The sequence below is a fragment of the Paraburkholderia sp. J76 genome, from assembly GCF_905220295.1.
In the GTDB taxonomy this organism is placed as follows: domain Bacteria; phylum Pseudomonadota; class Gammaproteobacteria; order Burkholderiales; family Burkholderiaceae; genus Paraburkholderia.
Map to the genome: position 1 here is coordinate 159726 of NZ_CAJMZJ010000009.1, position 18534 is coordinate 178259.

The window sequence follows — 18534 nt, forward strand, 5'->3', positions numbered from 1 at the left end:
GCTGCGTGGGACCGGAGTCAGCGCCAAAGCGCCAACTCCGGATCGCAAAGGAGGAGGACCGTATGCTGACCATCGGAAATTGCCGCATCGAAGCGCAGGCCGTCGACATCACCACCTTGAAGGTCGATGCCATCGTCAACGCCGCGAACGAATCGCTGCTCGGCGGCGGCGGCGTGGACGGCGCGATTCACCGCGCCGCCGGGCCGGACCTGCTGCGCGAATGCGAGACGCTGAACGGCTGCCCGACCGGCGACGCCAAAATCACCGGCGGCTATCGCCTTCCCGCGAAACACGTGATCCATACCGTGGGCCCCGTCTGGCATGGCGGCGGCCGTGACGAGGCGTATCTGCTGGCTTCGTGCTACCGGCGCTCGCTCGAGTGCGCGCGCGAGGCGGGCGTAACCAGCATCGCGTTTCCGGCAATCAGTTGCGGCGTCTATCGGTTTCCCGCTGACGAAGCGGTGAAGATCGCGGTCGCGACCGTGATCGGCGAGCTGCCGCAATACCCGGCGCTCGAGCACGTGATCTTCGCGTGCTTCGATAACGCGATGCTCACGCGCTACGAGCGTGAACTTGCGGCGCGAGCCAACGCGTAGCGCCTCACTCGCCGCCCTCGAACCCCGCCTGACGCCACGCTTCGAACACCACGATCGCGACCGTATTCGACAGATTCAGGCTGCGGTTGCCGGGCCGCATCGGCAGGCGCACGCGCTGCGGCGTCTCGAAGCGGTCGAGCACCGCATCGGGCAGGCCACGCGTTTCCGCGCCGAACACGAACCAGTCGCCGGGCTGGAACGCGTGCGAGTGAAAGCGGCCCGAGCCGCGCGTCGTGAACGCGAACATGCGCGACGGATCGGGTGCTTCTTTCGCGATGAAGGCGTCCCAATCGCCATGCACGTGCATCTGCGCGTACTCGTGGTAATCGAGGCCCGCGCGGCGCATCTTCGCGTCGTCGAGCGGAAAGCCGAGCGGCTCGATCAGATGCAGGCGCGCGCCGGTGTTCGCGCACAGCCGGATCACGTTGCCGGTGTTCGGCGGAATTTCGGGTTCGACGAGAACGACGTTGAACATGACGATGAAACTCTCTCGATGTCTTGAATAGTGTGAAGCCGATCAGTCTTTCGGCGTGCGCAGCGCGACGAAATTCGTTACGCGCCGCGCGCCGGCCGCCTTGAGCGTGCGCGCGAGCGCGTCGAGCGTGGCGCCCGAAGTCATCACGTCGTCCACCACGCCCACGTGCTGGCCGTTCAGCGGCCGCGTGAGCGCGAACGCCCGGCCGACGTTGCGGCGGCGCGTCTCGCGATCGAGCTTCGATTGCGGCGCCGTATGCAGAATGCGTCGCACGAGCGTGGCGTCCGCATGCGCGCCCAGACGGCGCGCGAGCGGCCGCGCGATCTGCCAGGCCTGGTTGTAGCCGCGCTCGATGAGGCGTTCTCGCGAGAGCGGCACCGGCACGACGATCTCCGGCATGCCGTGGTCTGCGGTCATGTCTTGTGCGGCTTGCGCGAGGCGTCGCGCGAATTCCTCGCCGAGCGCGAGACGCGTGCGAAACTTCAGGCCGCGCGCGAGCAGGTCGAGCGGCGCGCGATAATCCGCGAGCGCTAGCGTGGCGTCGAATGCGGGCGGCGCGTCGATGCAAGCCTCGCAACGGTAGCCCGCGTGCGCCGCCGTACCGCGCCTGTGCGCAAGCGGCATGGCGCAGACCGTGCAGCGCAGGCGCGGCTCGTTCCAGTACGCGGCGTCGCAGCACGCGCAGAGCGTGAATGGCGACAAATTGCCGCATAATGAGCACAGGTTGGGCAGCACCAAGTGGGCAAGCCGTGCCGGGAGCGCCCGCGCTTTTCGGTACAAGCCCATAACGCCCATACCGCCCGCGACGCCCGCGAGATGCATGCGGTGCGCAGCGTGATCCGAAGTGAGAAGCGTGACACGCGCTGGATTGCGTGGCTCGCGTGATAAAGGGCGCGGCGGCATCGAAGGACGGCCCGGGCAGCGGGCTCGCGTGACTGAAAGGAAAGGAGTGAGCGAGTATACTTCGCAGACTTCGCCAATACGACCGACATGTCCCCGTCTCCCGCAAGAACTGGCCGTCCGGACTATGACACCCGGCACCTTCGGCGCATTTTCGATCGCCGTGCGGCGACTTTCGACGACGTTGCCTTCCTGCCGCGCGAAATCGCGCAACGCATGCGCGAGCGCCTCGAGTACATCAAGGTGAATCCCACGGCCGTGCTCGACATCGCGTGCGGCCAGGGCGACGACCTGCCCGGCTTGCGCGAGCGCTTTCCCGAAGCGCCCGTGTTCGGCACCGATCTCTCCTTTGCCATGCTGCGCCGCGCCCGCGAGCACGACGCCCCCGACACGAGCTGGCGGCGCTTTCTGCCCGCATCGGTTGGCCGTGCGCTCGGCTCGCGCGGTCCGCGCGTGGCGCAGGCCGACTTTGCGGAGTTGCCGTTCGCGCGCGACGCGTTCGAACTGGTCTGGTCGAATCTCGCGCTCCATTGGCATCCGCGTCCCGACCTCGTGTTCGGCGAATGGCAGCGCGTGCTCAAGGTCAACGGGCTGCTGATGTTCAGCACGCTCGGGCCCGACACGCTCAAGGAGCTGCGCGGCGCATTCGCCGAAGTCGAGGCCGCGCACGGTGTGCCGACGCGCGCTCACGTCATCGATTTCGTCGATATGCACGATCTTGGCGACATGCTCGTCGAGAACGGCTTCGAGATTCCGGTGATGGACCAGGAAACGCTCACCATCACTTACAAGACGCCGGAGAAGCTGCTCGCAGACGTGCGCCGCTGGGGTGCGTATCCATTCGCGCGCAACGGCGAGGATGAAAACGGCGGCACGCACGGCGCGCGGCGTCTGCATCGTGCGCTGCTGGCCGCGCTCGAGGCGCGCCGCCGCACGGACGGGCCGCAGGCGGGAACGATCCCGTTGACCTTCGAGATCATCTACGGCCACGCGTGGAAGGCCGTACCGCGCACGACCGCGGAAGGTCATGGCATCGTGCGCATCGAAGACATCGGGCGGGGTCCGGCAAGGAATCGGTAATGCGGTAAGGGGGCTTTCGTTATGCCTGAAATTAGCGCCTGAAAAGCCCCGGCAAAATGCCTGAAAAATCGCCATAATGCCCGTCCAGTATGGGTTTGCGGGCGATTGAGCGTTGCTTGTTAGGGCTGGGGATCGCGCCTATAATGCGTCAGTTTGCTGCACGGAAGGGTCCCCAAAATCCATTGTGGCAAGTCCAGATGTTCCCGCAGTTGTGCGACGCGCGACGCGGCGATAGTCTGACAAGGTTGCAAGTGGGGGAAGCGAGCGATGCAGGCGTCCGATCTGCTGGCGAGTCCGGAACCGGTCCTGAAAGACTGGACCATGAAGCGCAACTGTTCGGTTTCGCCCAGGCAATTCGTGTTCTTCTATGTTTCGCTGGCGCTGGTTTCCATCGCGATCGCCGTTCTGTTGTTGATCCACGGCGCCTGGCTGGTTTTGCCGTTTACCGGTATCGATCTGTTGGTAGTAGGCGGCGCTTTTGTCATTCATGCGCGCCATGCTGTCGATTACGAACGTATCAGGCTTTATCCGAACCGGCTGGTGATCGAACAGATGAGCGCCGACGCGCTCACGCAGTTCGAATTCAATCCCCGCTGGGTCCGGGTCGAACCGGGCGCGACCCCACGCGACCCGGTGCGTCTCGTGTCCCGCGGTCAGGCGGTCGCTGTCGGGTTGCATCTGCCGCAATATCGGCGTGCGCAGTTCGCGCGGGAACTGCGTACCTGGCTTGCGCGCGCCGTTTGATGCGCGGCGCGTGAGTTTGCCGGTTGGCGGCGGTACGAGCGTCCCAGGGGGCGCCCTGGTTGCAAAACCTTCCTGCGGGGTCGAGGGTTTGAATGGAAATTATGGGTAAGGAAGCTATGAAAACAATCAAGCGAGCCCTCCAGGGCGTGCTGGCGTGCAGCGGATTCCTCGTCGCCGGCGCGGCACTCGCAGTTGGAGACAGCCCGGGCGGCCCTGCGGTGAACGAGATCAATTTTCAGCCGCCCGTCACGCGCATCGCCGAAGAGCTTTACAGCCTCCATATGATGATGCTGCTGTTATGCGCCGTGATTTTCGTCGGCGTGTTCGGCGTCATGTTCTATTCGATCTACGCGCACCGTCGATCGAAGGGCCACAAGGCCGCTCACTTCCATGAAAGCACCACGGTCGAAATCATCTGGACGGTGGTGCCGTTCATCATCGTCGTGCTGATGGCGCTCCCCGCGACCAAGGCCGTTGTCGCGATGAAGGACACGTCCAACGCCGACCTCACCGTGAAGGTCACGGGCTACCAGTGGAAATGGGGCTACGACTACGTGAAGGGTCCGGGCGAGGGCATCAACTTTCTCTCCACGCTCAGCACGCCGCGCTCCGAGGTGAACAACCGCCAGCCGATCACCGACACCTACCTGCAGGAAGTCGACAATCCGCTCGTCGTGCCGGTCAACAAGAAGATCCGCATCATCACCACGGCCAACGACGTCGTGCACTCGTGGTACGTGCCCGCGTTCGGCGTGAAGCAGGACGCGATTCCGGGCTTCGTGCGCGACACGTGGTTCAAGGCCGACAAGGTCGGCACCTATCGCGGTTTCTGTACCGAGCTGTGTGGCAAGGAGCACGCGTTCATGCCGGTCGTGGTCGAGGTGCTTTCCGACGACGACTACGCGAAGTGGGTCGCCACGCAAAAGGCGAAGATGGCCGCCGCCAACGACGACCCGAACAAGACCTACACGCTGGCCGAACTCAAGGAGCGCGGCGAGAAGGTCTATACGTCGAACTGCGCGGTGTGCCACCAGCCCACCGGCAAGGGCGCGGGCGCGTTCCCGGCGCTCGACGGCAGCAAGATCGCCAACGGTCCGATCGCCGAACACGTGAGCATCGTCCTGCACGGCAAGAACGCCATGCCTTCGTGGGCGCCCACGCTCAACGACGTCGAGATCGCCTCCGTCATCACGTTCGAGCGCAACTCGTGGGGCAACCACACCGGCGATATTCTGCAGCCGCGTCAGGTGGCCGACGCGCGTAACGGCAAGATGCCTGAAGGCGGTGATCATACCGCCGCGGCGGGCGGAGCCGAAGCGGCGAGCGGCGCAGCCGCGGCGAGCGGTGCGCAAGAGGCCAGCGGCGCTGCCGAAGCGAGCGCTGCCGCCAGTGGCGCGGCGGCCGCAAGCGGCGCGGATCAGGCGTCGGGCGCAGCGGCGCAGGGCGCGGCCGTGTCGGGCGCCGCTGCGTCGGGCGCCGCTGCATTGCCGGCGAGCGTCTACTTCGAAGTGGGCAAGAGCGCGCTGCCTGCCGACGCGAAGGACGCCATCCAGGCTGCCGCTGATTACGCGAAGGCGCACCCGGACGCGAAGTTCACGCTCTCGGGCTACACCGATTCGAGCGGCAATGCGAGCGCGAACGCCGATCTCGCGAAGCGCCGCGCACAAGCCGTGCGCGACGCAATGAAGGCGGCGGGCATTGCCGAAGACCACATCATTCTGAAGAAGCCGGAAACGATCACGGGCGGCGCGAACGCGAAGGAAGCGCGCCGGGTGGAGATCAGCGCGGCGGCCTGAGCGCCGGCCAGCGCAAGAAGAACGAGCAGCACGGGACAAGCAGCAACAGACGCAGGACAGGCGCTGCGCGAGCACATAACAAAGCAGGCAAACGCTGCAGCAAGAGACGCAAAGCCATTCGCTTTCGCAATTTTTTGCAAGGGATCGCAGTAGGCGCACAAGCGCCGCGAGCGATCGACAGGAGATAAGTCATGTCTAGCATCGGACACGATGTAGCTGGGGGGCACGATCACGTGCATGGCGACCACGCGCACGCCACGCCCCACGGCTGGCGGCGCTGGCTGCTCGCGACGAACCATAAGGACATCGGAACGCTGTATCTGCTGTTCTCGTTCGTGATGTTTCTCTCGGGCGGCGTCATGGCGCTTGCCATTCGTGCGGAGCTGTTCGAGCCGGGCATGCAGATCATGCGCCCCGAGTTCTTCAACCAGCTCACCACGATGCACGGCCTCATCATGGTGTTCGGCGCGATCATGCCGGCGTTCGTGGGCTTCGCGAACTGGATGATCCCGCTGCAGATCGGCGCCTCGGACATGGCGTTCGCGCGCATGAACAACTTCAGCTTCTGGCTGCTGCCCGCCGCCGCGTGCCTGCTGGTCGGCTCGTTCTTCGCGCCGGGCGGCGCGACCGCCGCGGGCTGGACGCTCTACGCGCCGCTCTCCACGCAGATGGGCCCGGGCATGGACTTCGCGATCTTCGCGGTGCACATCATGGGCGCCTCGTCGATCATGGGCGGCATCAACATCGTCGTGACCATCCTGAACCTGCGCGCGCCGGGCATGACGCTCATGAAGATGCCGATGTTCGTGTGGACGTGGCTCATCACCGCCTACCTGCTGATCGCCGTGATGCCGGTGCTCGCAGGCGCGATCACGATGCTGCTGTTCGACCGCCACTTCGGCACGAGCTTCTTCAATGCGGCCGGCGGCGGCGACCCGGTCATGTACCAGCACATCTTCTGGTTCTTCGGGCACCCCGAGGTCTACATCATGATCTTGCCGGCGTTCGGGATCGTCTCGCAGGTGATTCCGGCGTTCTCGCGCAAGCCGCTGTTCGGCTATAGCTCGATGGTGTACGCCACGGCGTCCATCGCGATTCTCTCGTTCATGGTCTGGGCGCACCACATGTTCGCGACCGGCATGCCGGTCACGGGCCAGCTCTTCTTCATGTACGCGACCATGCTGATCGCCGTGCCCACGGGCGTGAAGGTGTTCAACTGGGTCGCCACGATGTGGCGCGGCTCGCTCACCTTCGAAACGCCGATGCTGTGGGCCGTGGGCTTCCTGATCGTGTTCACGTTCGGCGGTCTTTCGGGCCTCATGCTCGCCATGGCGCCGCTCGACATCCAGTATCACGGCACTTACTTCGTGGTCGCGCACTTCCATTACGTGCTCGTGGCGGGATCCTTATTCGCGTTGTTCTCAGGGTGGTATTACTGGTCTCCAAAATGGACCGGCTGGATGTACAACGAGACGCGCGGCAAGATCCACTTCTGGTGCTCGCTCATCTTCTTCAACCTCGCGTTCCTGCCGATGCACTTCGTCGGCCTCGCCGGGATGCCGCGGCGCTATGCCGACTATCCGGCCCAGTTCACCGACTGGAACCAGGTGATTTCGATCGGCGCGTTCGGCTTCGGACTTTCTCAGGTGTACTTCCTGTTCGCGGTGGCGCTGCCCGCGTACCGCGGCGGCGGCGAACTGGAAAAGGCGGCCGACAAGCCGTGGGACGGCGCAACGGGCCTCGAATGGACCGTGCCGAGCCCGGCGCCGTTCCACACGTTCGAGAATCCGCCGACGGTCGAGTAAGCCACGCACGAGAGGCATGAGAGGCCATTGACGATGCAAGGAGAAGCCGCGGCCAGCCGCGCTGCACGTATGACGCGCGATCCACAAAAAAGACGCACGCCCGAGCAGATCCGCGCGGGCAATCTGCGGCTCGGCCTGATTTTGCTGGCCGTCGTGGCCGGCTTCTTCGTGGCCGCCGTCGTCAAGCAGGTGTATTTCCCCGGCCCCTGACGCACGAGCGTTTTGCCGGAAGACCGTTCGAGGAAGTCCGATGTCCACGCAAGCGGGAAATGATCGCGCATTCAACCGGTCGATGCTCATCAAGCTCGTCGTCGTGGCGCTGCTGATGTTCGGTTTCGGTTTCGCGCTGGTGCCGATGTATCGCGCGATCTGCCAGGTTACGGGCATCAACAACCTCGTGCAGCGCGACGCCACACAGCGCGAGGCGCGCAACACGCAGGTGGACATGACGCGCACGATCTCGGTCGAGTTCGACGCGAACGCGCGCGGGCTGCTCGGCTTCAGGCCGGAGCAAACGAGTCTCGACGTGCACCCGGGCGAAGTCATGACGGTGATGTACGACATTTCGAACAACGAAGGACGCACGATCGACGCGCAGGCCATTCCGAGCTACGCGCCGAAGCAGGCCACGGAGTACTTCCGCAAGATCGAGTGCTTCTGCTTCACGCAGCAGGTCCTGAAGGCGAACGAGACGAAGCGCATGCCGGTGGTGTTCGTGATCGACCCGAAGCTGCCGAAGGACGTGAAGACGATCACCCTGTCGTACACGTTCTTCGAGCTGAGCAAGCCGGCCGTGCCGCCGCCGCCGAAACAGTCGGCGGGCGCGTGACACGGCGGCGCCGAGGTCAACGAAGCCAGGAGGCGAATGGCGCATGAGCGACGAACGCGGCAGCGGCGTTGGGAGGCCGGCGAAGAAGAAGGGCGGCGTCCTTCAGGTGATGAAGGCGGTGGCGTGGTCGTTTCTCGGCGTGCGCAAACGCGCCGATCTCGAAGACGACGCCGCGAACCTGCACCCCGTGCAGTTGATCATCGCGGGCATCATCGGTGCGGTGCTGTTCATCGTCGTGCTGCTGTTGATCGTGCACGCGGTGGTCGGATGAACGAATGCGCGCCATGCTGCGCGCGAAGCAGTGAAGAACGAGGACACACTCGGGTACAAGCAGCCGGCGATGTCCGGAGCAACTGGAAACTGGAGAAACAGGCATGAGCGGCCAAAACGATAGCCCGTACTACTTCGTACCGCACCCGTCGCGGCATCCGATCAGCGCATCCATTGGGCTGCTGGTCATGCTTTCTTCGCTCGCTTCGTGGATCAACGGCGAGTCGTGGGCGCCGATCGGCGTGCTCGTCGGCCTGCTGTGGCTGCTCTTCACGCTGTGGCACTGGTTCGGCGACGCCATCGCCGAGTCCGAGGGCGGCATGTACGGCAAACGCGTCGACGTGTCGTACCGCTGGAGCATGAGCTGGTTCATCTTCTCGGAAGTGATGTTCTTCGGCGCGTTTTTCGGTGCGCTGTTCTACGCGCGCGCGATCGCCCTGCATCAGCTCGGCAGCCTCGACTACAAGCTGATCTGGCCGGACTTTTCCGCGGTGTGGCCGAACAACGGTCCCGCGGCGCTCGTCTCGCACTTCCGCTCGATGACGCCGTGGCCCGTGCCGACCATCAACACGGCGCTGCTGCTTTCCTCGGGTGCGACGCTCACGGTTTCGCACCACGCGCTGCGCGACAACCATCGCTCGAAGGCCATCGCGTGGCTTGCCGCGACGATCGTGCTGGGCGTGTGCTTCCTTTTCCTGCAGGCGTTCGAATACATCCATGCGTACAACGAACTGAACCTCACGCTCGCTTCGGGCATTTACGGTTCGACGTTCTTCCTGCTCACGGGCTTCCACGGTTTCCACGTGTTCCTGGGCGGCACGATGCTGACCGTCGTGATGATCCGGCTCATTCGCGGGCACTTCACCGCGGAGCATCACTTCGCATTCGAAGGCGCGGCGTGGTACTGGCACTTCGTGGACGTCGTCTGGCTCGGGCTTTACGTCGTCGTGTACTGGCTGTAACGGGTGGTGCGCCGCGCAGGCCGCGGCGCTTGCAGAGAGAGGGGATGAGAATGAAACAAGGCGCCGCCCGACCTCGTCGGCGCGGCGCCTTGTGTTTTCCGGAATGCGGTTTGCGCGGCGGTGTTCAGTCAGGAAAGAGGAAAGCCTAGCGACCGTAAGGAATGCCGGTGGACTGAATCCAGCCCATCCAGTGCGCGAACAGGATGAACAGAAAGAGCGAGATGGAAAGGCCCACGCGCGTGGCGAGCGACCAGACCATGCGCTTGGTGCGGCCCCGGTCGTGCATCATGAAATAGAGCGCGGAGATCATGCTGGCGATGATCAGCGCGAACGCAACGGGGACGAGTATGTGCATGAAGTTCACGGAATTTGGCATGCCTGAAAACGTCTGTCTCATTATCGCACCGTGCCACGCGGCGCGGGGTTCGATCCCCTGCATGTTTCGCATCGGACGTGCCCAATGAAATTCAGGCTCGTCCCCGTATTGCTCATCCTGATCGTGATGGCCGTGACGATCCGGCTCGGCTTCTGGCAGCGCGACCGCGCGCATCAGAAGGAGGCGCTGCAGGCGCAAATCACGCAGTACGAATCGTCTGCGCCGCAGACTGTGGGCGCAACGCCGCTCGCGCTGAAGGACATCGAGTTTCACCGCGTGCGGGCGACAGGCACATTCCTGCCCGAGCGCGTGGTGTATCTCGACAATCGTCCGTATAACGACCAGCCGGGCTTTTATGTCGTGATGCCGCTTAAACTCGAAGGCGGCGGCTACGTGCTGGTGAATCGCGGCTGGCTGCCGCGCAACATCGCTGACCGCGCCGCGATCGCGCCCTATGTCACGCCGTCTGGGCCCGTGGTCGTGGAAGGCATTGCGCGCGCGGATGCCTCGCGCGCGTTCGAACTCGGTGCGGGCGGCTCTGCAGCGCATCAGAAGATACGGCAGAATCTCGGCGTCGCTTCCTACGCAGCGGAAACCGGGTTGCCGCTGCAACCGTTCGTGATCCAGCAGACCGGCTTCGTGCCGGCCTTCAAGGACGGGCTCGTGCGCGACTGGCCGGTGCCGGATACCGACGTCGAGCGCAACTACGGCTACATGCTCCAGTGGTGGGGCATGGCGCTGGCGGCGCTCGGTTTCGGTCTCTTCGCGGCCAGGAAAGCAGCGAAAAGCACGGCGAAAAGCTCTGCGGCAAAAGAGCGCACCGAAGGCGATCCCGCGCGGCACGCCGAAGAGCCCGGAAGGCAAAACGCGGGCATGGACAACTGAAAGCGACAGAAGCGAGGTTCCACGAGTGTCGACGCAATCCCCCCGTTCCGCCCCGGTCGCACAGCCGGCCGCCACGCCCGCAAAGCAGGCCGCAAAGCGGCGCGGCCGCTGGACGCTGCTCCTCATCATGCTGATCTGCGGCGCGCCTATCGCGATTTCGTACTTCACGTACTACGTGATCAAGCCGAAGGGCGGCACGACGAGCTATGGCACCCTCATCGAGCCGCAGCGGCCCATTCCCGGCGCGCTCATGGTGACGGGCGAGGACGGCCGTGAAGTGCCGCTTGCTTCGCTCAAGGGCCGCTGGCTGATGATCTCCGTGAACGGCGGCGCCTGCAACGAGGCGTGCGCCACCAAGCTCTACTTCATGCGCCAGGTGCGCGCGACGCAGGGGCCGGAGCGCGAGCGCGTCGTCACGGTCTGGCTGCGCACCGACGACGCGAGCGTCCCGGCGAACGTGCAGGGCGCCTACGCGGACACGCGCATGCTGCGCGCCGATCCGGTCGCCGTCGCGGCGTGGCTGCCCGCCACGGAAACGACGCAGGACACCGATCACATCTATCTGGTCGATCCGAACGGCAACCTGATGATGCGATTCCCCGCGAATCCCGATCCGTCGAAAATCAAACAAGACGTCACTAAACTGCTCAAGTGGTCCCGCATCGGTTAAGGTGCGCAGCGCGAGTCTGACAGAGAAGAGTAAGAGAGATGTTTATCCTGGAGCTGGGCCTGATCGGCCTGTGCATCGCGTTGCTGCCGCTCTCGTGGGTGTGGGTGAAGGCCGACGACGACAAGTTTCGCAAGCTCGTGTGGCTCACGACGTTCATGACGCTCGACCTCGTGATGTTCGGCGGCTTTACGCGCCTGACCGATTCGGGCCTCGGCTGTCCCGACTGGCCGGGCTGCTATGGCACGTCGTCGCCGTTCATCGCGCATGCGCAGATTGCCGCCGCGCACCTCGCCCTGCCGAGCGGCCCCGTGAGCATGACGAAGGCGTGGATCGAGATGATCCATCGCTATTTCGCCATGGCGATCGGTGTCCTGATCATTGCGCAGATGGCGATTGCCTGGCGCGCGCGCATCAAGCGCCTGCCGCTGCATGTTTCGCCGTGGTGGCCCACGGCGCTGCTCGGGCTGATCCTCGTGCAGGGCGTGTTCGGCGCCTGGACGGTGACGATGAAGCTGCAGCCCATCATCGTCACGACGCATCTGTTGCTCGGCCTCACGCTGCTCGGGGCACTCGCGTGGCTCGCCGCGCGCATGACGCCGCTGCCCGCATACGAACCCGACGCCGCGCGCTGGCGCGCGGCCGCGCTCGCGGCGCTCGTGCTGCTCGTCGCGCAGATCGCGCTGGGCGGCTGGGTGAGCACGAACTACGCGGTGCTCGCCTGCACGGACTTCCCGACCTGCAACGGCGCGTGGATTCCGCCGATGGATTTCCATCACGGTTTCCATCTCTGGCGCGCGCTAGGCATGGACGGCAACGGCGACGTGATCACGCAGGACGCACTCGTCGCGATCCACTGGACGCACCGCACGTTCGCGTTCGTCGTGATCGCTTATCTGGTATGGTTCGCCCTCAAGTTGCGACGCTATGCCTCGCTGCGACGCCCGGCAAACTGGATCATCATCGTGATCTTTATCCAGTTTCTGACAGGGCTTTCCAACATCGTGCTGCAATGGCCGCTGCCCGTGGCGGTGGCGCACAACGGTGGCGCGGCGATCCTGCTGCTTTTGATCGTCGTGCTAAACTTTCGAATTGCTTGTAGCCGCCCCGGCCGCGCCGTTCTCCCTGCGCGCGACACCGCTGCGGTGTGATCCCGCCCTATGGAAAGTACAACCCTATCCGAGAATTCCGGCAGGCCCGCTAGCCGGATTTCGCAATATCTCGCGCTCACCAAGCCGCGCGTCACGCAACTGGCCGTGTTTTGCGCCGTCATCGGCATGTTCCTCGCCGTGCCGGGCATGGTGCCCTGGAAGCAGTTGATCGGCGGCACCGTCGGCATCTGGCTCACGGCCGGCGCGGCCTTCGCGATCAACTGTCTGGTCGAGCAAAAGGTCGATGCGCGCATGCGCCGGACGTCGTGGCGTCCTTCGGCGCGCGGGGAGATCACGAGCCGGCAGATCCTGATCTTCTCAGCGGTGATCGGCGGCATCGGGATGTGGGTGCTGTACACGTTCGCCAATCCGCTCACCATGTGGCTCACGGTCGCGACCTTCATTGGCTACGCGATCATCTACACGCTTGTGCTCAAGCCCGCCACGCCGCAGAACATCGTGATCGGCGGCGCCTCGGGCGCCATGCCGCCGGCGCTCGGCTGGGCCGCCGTGACGGGCCACGTGCCCGGCGACGCCTGGATTCTCGTGCTGATCATCTTCGTGTGGACGCCGCCGCACTTCTGGGCACTCGCGCTCTACCGCCGCAAGGACTACGAAAACGCCGGTCTGCCGATGCTGCCCAACACGCACGGCGAGAAGTACACGCGTCTGCATATCCTGCTCTACACCGTGATCCTCTTTGCGGTCACGCTGATGCCGTACATCTCGGGCATGAGCGGCGTGCTGTATCTGGCTTCGGCCGTGCTGCTCGGCGCGGTGTTCCTCGCGTACGCCTGGAAGATCTACGTCGAGTATTCCGACGCACTGGCGCGCAAGACCTTCCGCTATTCGATCCTCTATCTCTCGCTGCTGTTCATGGCGTTGCTCGTCGACCATTACGTGCATGCGCTCATCGCGGCGTAACGCCATGGCTCACCGCACGCTTGCGCGCTTCGTGCGCGCCACGGTCGTCGCGCTCGCCGCTGCGCTCGCGCTCGGCGGCACGCTGGTTCTCACGGGCTGCGGCCAGCAGCCGCCCTCGTTCACGAACCTCGACATCACCGGCAATACGCAGTTCGGCAAGGACTTCGCGCTGCCCGACACGAACGGCAAGACGCGCACGCTCGCCGACTTCAAGGGCAAGGTGGTGGTGCTGTTCTTCGGCTACACGCACTGCCCGGACGTTTGCCCGACCACCATGGCCGAGCTTTCGCAGGCGCTCCAGCAACTGGGGCCCGAGGCGGCGAAGCGCGTGCAGGTGCTGTTCGTCACCGTCGATCCCGAGCGCGATACCCCGCAAATCCTGGGTCAGTACACGGCTGCGTTCAATCCGACCTTCATTGGGCTGCGCCCGGCCAGCGAGGACCAGCTCAAGCAGGTAGCGAAGGACTTCCGCGTGTACTACGCGAAGGTGCCGGGCACTACGCCGGGCAGCTACACGATGGACCACACCGCCGCGAGCTATGTGTTCGATACGACCGGCAAGCTGCGCCTGTTCGCGCGCGACGGGCAGGGCGTCACGCCCTGGCTGCACGATCTGAAGATCCTCCTCGGCTCGAATCTCGACTAAGGGACGCCTTGCGCCCTCGCCGGGCGCTCGCCGCCCCGCGCGGGCATACCAGTATGCGAATTCATTATTTCCGGCAACCGGCGCCATATGAGACGATTTATATCGTCCGGCAGACGGCGCATAACGCCGCGGGACCGGAGCAACAACAAAACCACGCAGGAACATCACCTCCATGCAGCGCAGAAATCTGATTAAAGCACTCCTCGCCGGCCTCGCCGCCACCACTCTCGCAGTCAGCTTCGGCGCCCGCGCCGACGACCAGGTCATCCGCGTCGGCACCGTTTCGGGTCCGGACGCGCAGGTCTGGGCCGTCGTCCAGAAGGTTGCCAAACGCGAAGGCCTGAATGTCAAGGTCATCGAATTCAACGACTATGTGCAGCCGAACGCCGCGCTCGACTCCGGCGACCTCGACGCCAACAGCTTCCAGACCGGGCCGTATCTCGACAGCCAGATCAAGCAGCGCGGCTACAAGCTCGTGAACGCCGGGCTCACGTATATCTCGCCCATCGGCGCGTATTCGAAGAAGCTCAAGTCGCTTAACGATCTACCGCAAGGCGCGAAGGTCGCCGTGCCGAATGACCCGTCGAACGAAAACCGCGCCTTTCTGCTGCTGCAGAACAAGGGCTTGATCAAGCTGCGCGCCGGCGCGGGCGTCAACGGCAACAACGCGACGCCGCTCGACGTCGCCGAAAATCCGAAGAAGCTCAAGTTCGTCGAACTGGACGCCGCGCAACTGCCGCGTGCGCTCGGCGACGTCGACGCCGCCGTGATCAACACGAACTACGCGCTCGCAGCGGGACTGCAGCCGACCAAAGACGCTATCGCCATCGAAGACGTCCACAGCCCGTACGCGAACCTGATCGCCGTTCGCGCCCAGGACAAGGACAAGCCGTGGGTGAAGAAGCTGGTCGCCGCCTACCAGTCGGAAGACGTGCGCCAGTTCATCAAGAACGAGTTCAAGGGCTCGATGGTTCCGTCGTTCTAAGGGACATTCGAGAACCGGCTACCCGCATTGCACGACGCGGGAGCCCAGCAGGACCCGAACGCCGTGGCGAAAGTCACGGCGTTTTTCATTGTGCGTGCAGTTGTCGGGATAGTTTGAAATGGAGGATCGCAGCGCGCCGGATTGATTTGACTCAATTGAGACGCTAGGGAATCGCGTGCGCGCGCGCTATCTTCCTACCGAAGTCGCGCTTTGGTCCTACGGCGGTACTACGGTGGGCTATGTCAGATAACCTGTCGATACCACTCTGGTCCCATTACCAGGCCCGTCCAACCCCTTCCAGGGGTAAATCCCGATGTCGAAGCAAGACCAGCCAGCGCCTTATCTGTTCGTATAATATATTGATTTTTAACGATATTTCTGGTGACGTCCCGGCGGCACGGCATCTGTTGACTGGTATTATTGTGGTTATATAATGGGCTCGCTTTCGCACCGGACCAATGTGCACCGCCACGCAGCGGGCCCGTCCGGCCCCCCACGATCGTCCAACCGCTGGCGCCTAGTCCATGGAAACCCGTTGGTCTGCCCTGATGCCCGATGCGCGCAACGTGACGCCGCTCTATCTGCAGCTCGCGCGCAACCTGGCCACCGCCATTCACTGCGGCGTGTGGTCTGCCGGCGAGGCGCTGCCTTCGGAGCGCACGCTGTCGGACGCTATCGGCGTGTCGCGCATCACCGCGCGCAAGGCGATCGAGCTGCTCGTGGAGCAGGGGCTGATCCGGCGCGCGCGCGGTGCGGGCAGCTTCATTACGCCGCGCGTGGAAGATCCGCTTTCGCGCCTTACGGGCTTCACGAAGAAGATGGAGCAGCGCGGCTTCACGCCCGACTCGGTGTGGCTCGCGCGCGAGGTGCGGCCCGCGCACCGCGAGGAGATCGTGCAGCTTGGCCTCTCGCCGGGCGCCTCGGTCGCCAGCCTGCGCCGCCTGCGCCGCGCCGACGGCACCGTGATGGCCGTGGAGCATTCGGCGCTGCCTGTGTCGATCGTGCCGGACCCGGAAGCCATCGAAGGCTCGCTGTACACGTATCTGGAGCAACGCCGCGTGCCCGTGGTGCGGGCGTTGCAGCACTTTCGCGCGGTCAACGCGACAGGCGAGATCGCCGCGCTCATGGGCGTCGAACCGCGCGCGGCGCTGCTCGTCATCACGCGCGTGGGCTTTTCCGCCGATCAGCGCGCCATCGAGCTGACCGACACCTATTGCCGCGACGGCTACTACGACTTCGTTGCGGAGTTGCGCCAATGAACGCCGCCGCAGTCTCTTTCACGCACGTCACCGAAACGTCCTACCGCGCCTGGATGCGCCTCATCGGAAAACTCTCATGCTGAGCGGAAACATACTCACACCTGAAGGCTGGATCCACGGCACGCTGTCGTTCGAGAACGGACGCGTCACCGCGATCACGGGCGAGGCCACCGATCCGGCGAACAACGACGCGCCCTACATCCTGCCGGGCTTCATCGACCTGCACGTGCACGGCGGCGGCGGCGCCGACGTGATGGAAGCCGGCGACGCGATCGAAACCATCGCGCGCACCCACGCCCGCTACGGCACCACGAGCCTGCTCGCCACCACCATGACCGCGCCGCGCGACGAGCTGATGAACGTGGTCGCGGGCCTCGGCAACGTCACGCGCAACCGCACGGCGGGCGGCGCGCGCGTGCTGGGCGTGCACCTGGAAGGCCCATACATCAATCCGGGCAAGCTCGGCGCGCAGCCCGACGCCGCCGTTTCGGCCGTGCTCGACGAAGTGCTCAAGTACCTCTCGATCGCGCCGATTCGCGTCGTGACCGTGGCGCCAGAGATCGCGGGCCATATCGAGATCATCGGCGAGATGGCGGCGCGCGGCGTGCGCGTGCAGATCGGCCACTCGCTCGCGACCTACGACGACGCCGTGGCCGCGCTCAAGCACGGCGCCTGCGGCTTCACGCACCTTTTTAACGCGATGTCGCCGCTGCATCACCGCAATCCGGGCGTGGTCGGCGCGGCGCTCGCGCACGCCGAGTACGCGGAGATCATTCCCGACCTGCTGCACGTGCATCCCGGCGCGATCCGCGCCGCGCTGCGCGCCATTCCGCGTCTTTATGTGGTGACCGACAGCACCTCGGCCACCGGCATGCCCGACGGCGAATACCGCCTCGGCAGCCAGCACGTGACGAAATGCCTCGGCGGGGTGCGTCTCGCCGATGGCACGCTCGCGGGCAGCACGCTCACCATGGACCAGGCGCTGCGCAACCTCGTTTCGATCGGCCTGCCGATCGCCGATGTTTCCGCGCGTCTGTCGCGCTATGCCGCCGACTACCTCGGCATCGAAGACCGTGGCCGCCTCGTGCGCGGCGCATGGGCCGATGTCAACGTGTTCGATCGCGCGCTGGCGCTCACCGCGACCTATGTCGAAGGAGAATCGATTGTCGAATATGCTTAAAGAAGCGCTGGCCTCGGCCAGCGTCGTCGCCGCGCAACTCGCGGATACCTCGCGCGTTCAGGCGCTCGCCCAGGCGCTTGCGGCCGAGCCGCGCCACGTCGCGCTCACCGTCGCGCGCGGCAGTTCGGACCACGCGGCGAGCTATTTCGCCGCGCTTACCATGAGCCGCATCGGCGTGCCGGTAGCCACGCTGCCGATGTCGATCGCCACGCTCCAACAGGCGCCCTTACGTGTGCGCGGCCAGTTCGCTCTTGCTTTCTCCCAATCGGGTAGGAGTCCTGATCTCGTTGCGACGATCAAGGCCCTGCGCGAAGCCGGCGCGCTGACGGCGGCGATGGTCAACGTCGCGGGTTCGCCGCTCGCCGAGGCCGCTGGCACGGAACTGCCGCTGCTCGCGGGCCCCGAACTCAGCGTGGCCGCCACCAAGAGCTATATCGCGATGCTCGCGATGTCGGCGCAGCTTGTCGGCTTCTGGCAGCGCGACGCCGCGTTCCTCGACGCCGTGCGCGCGCTGCCCGACGCGCTCGATCGCGCAGGCACGCTCGACTGGTCGAAGGCCGTCGATGAATTGCGCGACGTCAAACAGATGATTGTTATCGGCCGCGGTCCCGGTCTCGCCATTGCGCAGGAAGCGGCGCTCAAGCTCAAGGAAACCTCGGGCATCCAGGCCGAGGCGTTTTCGAGCGCCGAAGTGCGCCACGGCCCGATGGAACTGATCGACCGCGACTACCCGCTGCTCGTGTTCGCACCGCGCGGGCCGGAGCAGGCGGGTCTGATCGAGTTTGCCCGCGACATGGAAAAGCGCGGCGCGCGCGTGCTGCTCGCGGCGCCCGCCGACGTAGCGGGCGCTGCGCTGCCGCTCGAAACGGCCGCCGATGCGGCGCTCGATCCCATCGCGGCCATCCTGTCGTTCTACGTCATGGCGGCGGGACTTGCGGCCGCGCGCGGGCGCAACCCCGACGAGCCGCGTTACCTGAACAAAGTCACCGAAACACACTAGATTG

At 65.0% G+C, this 18534-nt stretch carries 21 protein-coding genes; 18 read left to right on the plus strand and 3 right to left on the minus strand.

Features of this window, described 5'->3' with window-relative positions:
• Positions 1-62 precede the first annotated feature (62 nt).
• The gene (locus U5768_RS18925) at positions 63-596 is read left to right on the plus strand and encodes an O-acetyl-ADP-ribose deacetylase (RefSeq protein WP_322031922.1); all 534 of its coding nucleotides are present in this window, start codon (positions 63-65) and stop codon (positions 594-596) included.
• 4 nt (positions 597-600) lie between these two features.
• Here the strand turns inward: U5768_RS18925 and trmL are convergent, their stop codons facing one another.
• Both trmL and U5768_RS18935 read right to left on the minus strand, forming a co-directional pair.
• A complete protein-coding gene (trmL, locus tag U5768_RS18930) occupies positions 601-1071 on the minus strand; it encodes a tRNA (uridine(34)/cytosine(34)/5-carboxymethylaminomethyluridine(34)-2'-O)-methyltransferase TrmL (RefSeq protein ID WP_322031923.1) in 471 nt (156 codons plus the stop codon).
• Between the two features lie 42 nt (positions 1072-1113).
• Positions 1114-1866, minus strand: a complete 753-nt coding sequence (locus U5768_RS18935) for a ComF family protein (protein ID WP_415913939.1) — start codon at positions 1864-1866, stop codon at positions 1114-1116.
• Positions 1867-2061: 195 nt separating this feature from the next.
• Between U5768_RS18935 and U5768_RS18940 the strand changes: the two genes are divergently transcribed.
• The 8 genes from U5768_RS18940 to U5768_RS18975 all read left to right on the plus strand — a co-directional run bounded on the left by U5768_RS18940 (position 2062) and on the right by U5768_RS18975 (position 9457).
• Entirely contained in the window at positions 2062-3051 is a 990-nt protein-coding gene (locus tag U5768_RS18940) for a methyltransferase domain-containing protein (RefSeq protein ID WP_322031925.1), read from the plus strand.
• A gap of 267 nt (positions 3052-3318) precedes the next feature.
• Entirely contained in the window at positions 3319-3795 is a 477-nt protein-coding gene (locus tag U5768_RS18945; protein ID WP_322031926.1) for a DUF2244 domain-containing protein, read from the plus strand.
• 92 nt (positions 3796-3887) lie between these two features.
• Positions 3888-5591 (plus strand): cytochrome c oxidase subunit II, encoded by a 1704-nt coding sequence (gene coxB / locus U5768_RS18950; protein ID WP_322031927.1) that lies wholly within the window; start codon positions 3888-3890, stop codon positions 5589-5591.
• Positions 5592-5782: 191 nt separating this feature from the next.
• Entirely contained in the window at positions 5783-7396 is a 1614-nt protein-coding gene (gene ctaD, locus U5768_RS18955; RefSeq protein WP_322031928.1) for a cytochrome c oxidase subunit I, read from the plus strand.
• A 69-nt stretch (positions 7397-7465) separates the two neighbouring features.
• A complete protein-coding gene (locus U5768_RS18960; protein WP_322032029.1) occupies positions 7466-7606 on the plus strand; it encodes a cytochrome oxidase small assembly protein in 141 nt (46 codons plus the stop codon).
• Positions 7607-7646: 40 nt separating this feature from the next.
• Positions 7647-8225, plus strand: a complete 579-nt coding sequence (locus U5768_RS18965; RefSeq protein WP_322031929.1) for a cytochrome c oxidase assembly protein — start codon at positions 7647-7649, stop codon at positions 8223-8225.
• A gap of 109 nt (positions 8226-8334) precedes the next feature.
• Entirely contained in the window at positions 8335-8496 is a 162-nt protein-coding gene (locus U5768_RS18970) for a DUF2970 domain-containing protein (RefSeq protein WP_373682561.1), read from the plus strand.
• Between the two features lie 103 nt (positions 8497-8599).
• A complete protein-coding gene (locus U5768_RS18975) occupies positions 8600-9457 on the plus strand; it encodes a cytochrome c oxidase subunit 3 (protein ID WP_322031931.1) in 858 nt (285 codons plus the stop codon).
• A gap of 145 nt (positions 9458-9602) precedes the next feature.
• Here U5768_RS18975 and U5768_RS18980 read toward each other — a convergent pair whose 3' ends face one another.
• Positions 9603-9812 (minus strand): twin transmembrane helix small protein, encoded by a 210-nt coding sequence (locus U5768_RS18980; RefSeq protein WP_028201826.1) that lies wholly within the window; start codon positions 9810-9812, stop codon positions 9603-9605.
• A 105-nt stretch (positions 9813-9917) separates the two neighbouring features.
• Here U5768_RS18980 and U5768_RS18985 point away from each other — a divergent pair, with 105 nt between their 5' ends.
• The 9 genes from U5768_RS18985 (at position 9918) to U5768_RS19025 (ending at position 18530) form a co-directional block, all read left to right on the plus strand.
• Complete coding sequence (locus U5768_RS18985) at positions 9918-10718, plus strand: SURF1 family protein (RefSeq protein ID WP_322031932.1); 801 nt, start codon at positions 9918-9920, stop codon at positions 10716-10718.
• 25 nt (positions 10719-10743) lie between these two features.
• Positions 10744-11388, plus strand: coding sequence for a cytochrome C oxidase subunit I (locus tag U5768_RS18990; RefSeq protein ID WP_322031933.1), 645 nt, complete (start codon positions 10744-10746; stop codon positions 11386-11388).
• A gap of 38 nt (positions 11389-11426) precedes the next feature.
• Complete coding sequence (locus tag U5768_RS18995) at positions 11427-12536, plus strand: COX15/CtaA family protein (protein ID WP_322031934.1); 1110 nt, start codon at positions 11427-11429, stop codon at positions 12534-12536.
• A gap of 9 nt (positions 12537-12545) precedes the next feature.
• Positions 12546-13460 carry a heme o synthase gene (gene cyoE / locus U5768_RS19000; RefSeq protein ID WP_322031935.1) on the plus strand — a complete coding sequence of 305 codons (915 nt, stop codon included), beginning with the start codon at positions 12546-12548 and terminating at the stop codon, positions 13458-13460.
• Positions 13461-13464: 4 nt separating this feature from the next.
• On the plus strand, positions 13465-14106 hold the full coding sequence (locus U5768_RS19005; RefSeq protein WP_322031936.1) for an SCO family protein: 642 nt from the start codon (positions 13465-13467) through the stop codon (positions 14104-14106).
• A 172-nt stretch (positions 14107-14278) separates the two neighbouring features.
• Positions 14279-15091 (plus strand): MetQ/NlpA family ABC transporter substrate-binding protein, encoded by an 813-nt coding sequence (locus U5768_RS19010; protein ID WP_322031937.1) that lies wholly within the window; start codon positions 14279-14281, stop codon positions 15089-15091.
• Between the two features lie 524 nt (positions 15092-15615).
• Entirely contained in the window at positions 15616-16350 is a 735-nt protein-coding gene (locus U5768_RS19015; protein WP_322031938.1) for a GntR family transcriptional regulator, read from the plus strand.
• A gap of 76 nt (positions 16351-16426) precedes the next feature.
• On the plus strand, positions 16427-17530 hold the full coding sequence (gene nagA / locus U5768_RS19020) for an N-acetylglucosamine-6-phosphate deacetylase (protein ID WP_322031939.1): 1104 nt from the start codon (positions 16427-16429) through the stop codon (positions 17528-17530).
• Positions 17523-18530 carry an SIS domain-containing protein gene (locus U5768_RS19025; protein WP_322032030.1) on the plus strand — a complete coding sequence of 336 codons (1008 nt, stop codon included), beginning with the start codon at positions 17523-17525 and terminating at the stop codon, positions 18528-18530. Before nagA ends, U5768_RS19025 begins: the two co-directional genes overlap by 8 nt.
• Positions 18531-18534: the final 4 nt, after the last annotated feature.

What these genes read in the sequence shown, in the direction of transcription:
- trmL (WP_322031923.1), bottom strand. Translation starts at nt 1,071, where the DNA reads ATGTTCAACGTCGTTCTCGTCGAACCCGAAATTCCGCCGAACACCGGC.
- U5768_RS18945 (WP_322031926.1), top strand. Translation starts at nt 3,319, where the DNA reads ATGCAGGCGTCCGATCTGCTGGCGAGTCCGGAACCGGTCCTGAAAGAC.
- U5768_RS18965 (WP_322031929.1), top strand. Translation starts at nt 7,647, where the DNA reads ATGTCCACGCAAGCGGGAAATGATCGCGCATTCAACCGGTCGATGCTC.
- U5768_RS18995 (WP_322031934.1), top strand. Translation starts at nt 11,427, where the DNA reads ATGTTTATCCTGGAGCTGGGCCTGATCGGCCTGTGCATCGCGTTGCTG.
- coxB (WP_322031927.1), top strand. Translation starts at nt 3,888, where the DNA reads ATGGAAATTATGGGTAAGGAAGCTATGAAAACAATCAAGCGAGCCCTC.
- ctaD (WP_322031928.1), top strand. Translation starts at nt 5,783, where the DNA reads ATGTCTAGCATCGGACACGATGTAGCTGGGGGGCACGATCACGTGCAT.
- U5768_RS19010 (WP_322031937.1), top strand. Translation starts at nt 14,279, where the DNA reads ATGCAGCGCAGAAATCTGATTAAAGCACTCCTCGCCGGCCTCGCCGCC.
- U5768_RS18975 (WP_322031931.1), top strand. Translation starts at nt 8,600, where the DNA reads ATGAGCGGCCAAAACGATAGCCCGTACTACTTCGTACCGCACCCGTCG.
- U5768_RS18940 (WP_322031925.1), top strand. Translation starts at nt 2,062, where the DNA reads ATGTCCCCGTCTCCCGCAAGAACTGGCCGTCCGGACTATGACACCCGG.
- nagA (WP_322031939.1), top strand. Translation starts at nt 16,427, where the DNA reads ATGCTGAGCGGAAACATACTCACACCTGAAGGCTGGATCCACGGCACG.
- U5768_RS19015 (WP_322031938.1), top strand. Translation starts at nt 15,616, where the DNA reads ATGGAAACCCGTTGGTCTGCCCTGATGCCCGATGCGCGCAACGTGACG.
- U5768_RS18925 (WP_322031922.1), top strand. Translation starts at nt 63, where the DNA reads ATGCTGACCATCGGAAATTGCCGCATCGAAGCGCAGGCCGTCGACATC.
- cyoE (WP_322031935.1), top strand. Translation starts at nt 12,546, where the DNA reads ATGGAAAGTACAACCCTATCCGAGAATTCCGGCAGGCCCGCTAGCCGG.
- U5768_RS18970 (WP_373682561.1), top strand. Translation starts at nt 8,335, where the DNA reads ATGAAGGCGGTGGCGTGGTCGTTTCTCGGCGTGCGCAAACGCGCCGAT.
- U5768_RS18960 (WP_322032029.1), top strand. Translation starts at nt 7,466, where the DNA reads ATGACGCGCGATCCACAAAAAAGACGCACGCCCGAGCAGATCCGCGCG.
- U5768_RS18985 (WP_322031932.1), top strand. Translation starts at nt 9,918, where the DNA reads ATGAAATTCAGGCTCGTCCCCGTATTGCTCATCCTGATCGTGATGGCC.
- U5768_RS19005 (WP_322031936.1), top strand. Translation starts at nt 13,465, where the DNA reads ATGGCTCACCGCACGCTTGCGCGCTTCGTGCGCGCCACGGTCGTCGCG.
- U5768_RS19025 (WP_322032030.1), top strand. Translation starts at nt 17,523, where the DNA reads ATGCTTAAAGAAGCGCTGGCCTCGGCCAGCGTCGTCGCCGCGCAACTC.
- U5768_RS18980 (WP_028201826.1), bottom strand. Translation starts at nt 9,812, where the DNA reads ATGCACATACTCGTCCCCGTTGCGTTCGCGCTGATCATCGCCAGCATG.
- U5768_RS18935 (WP_415913939.1), bottom strand. Translation starts at nt 1,866, where the DNA reads ATGGGCGTTATGGGCTTGTACCGAAAAGCGCGGGCGCTCCCGGCACGG.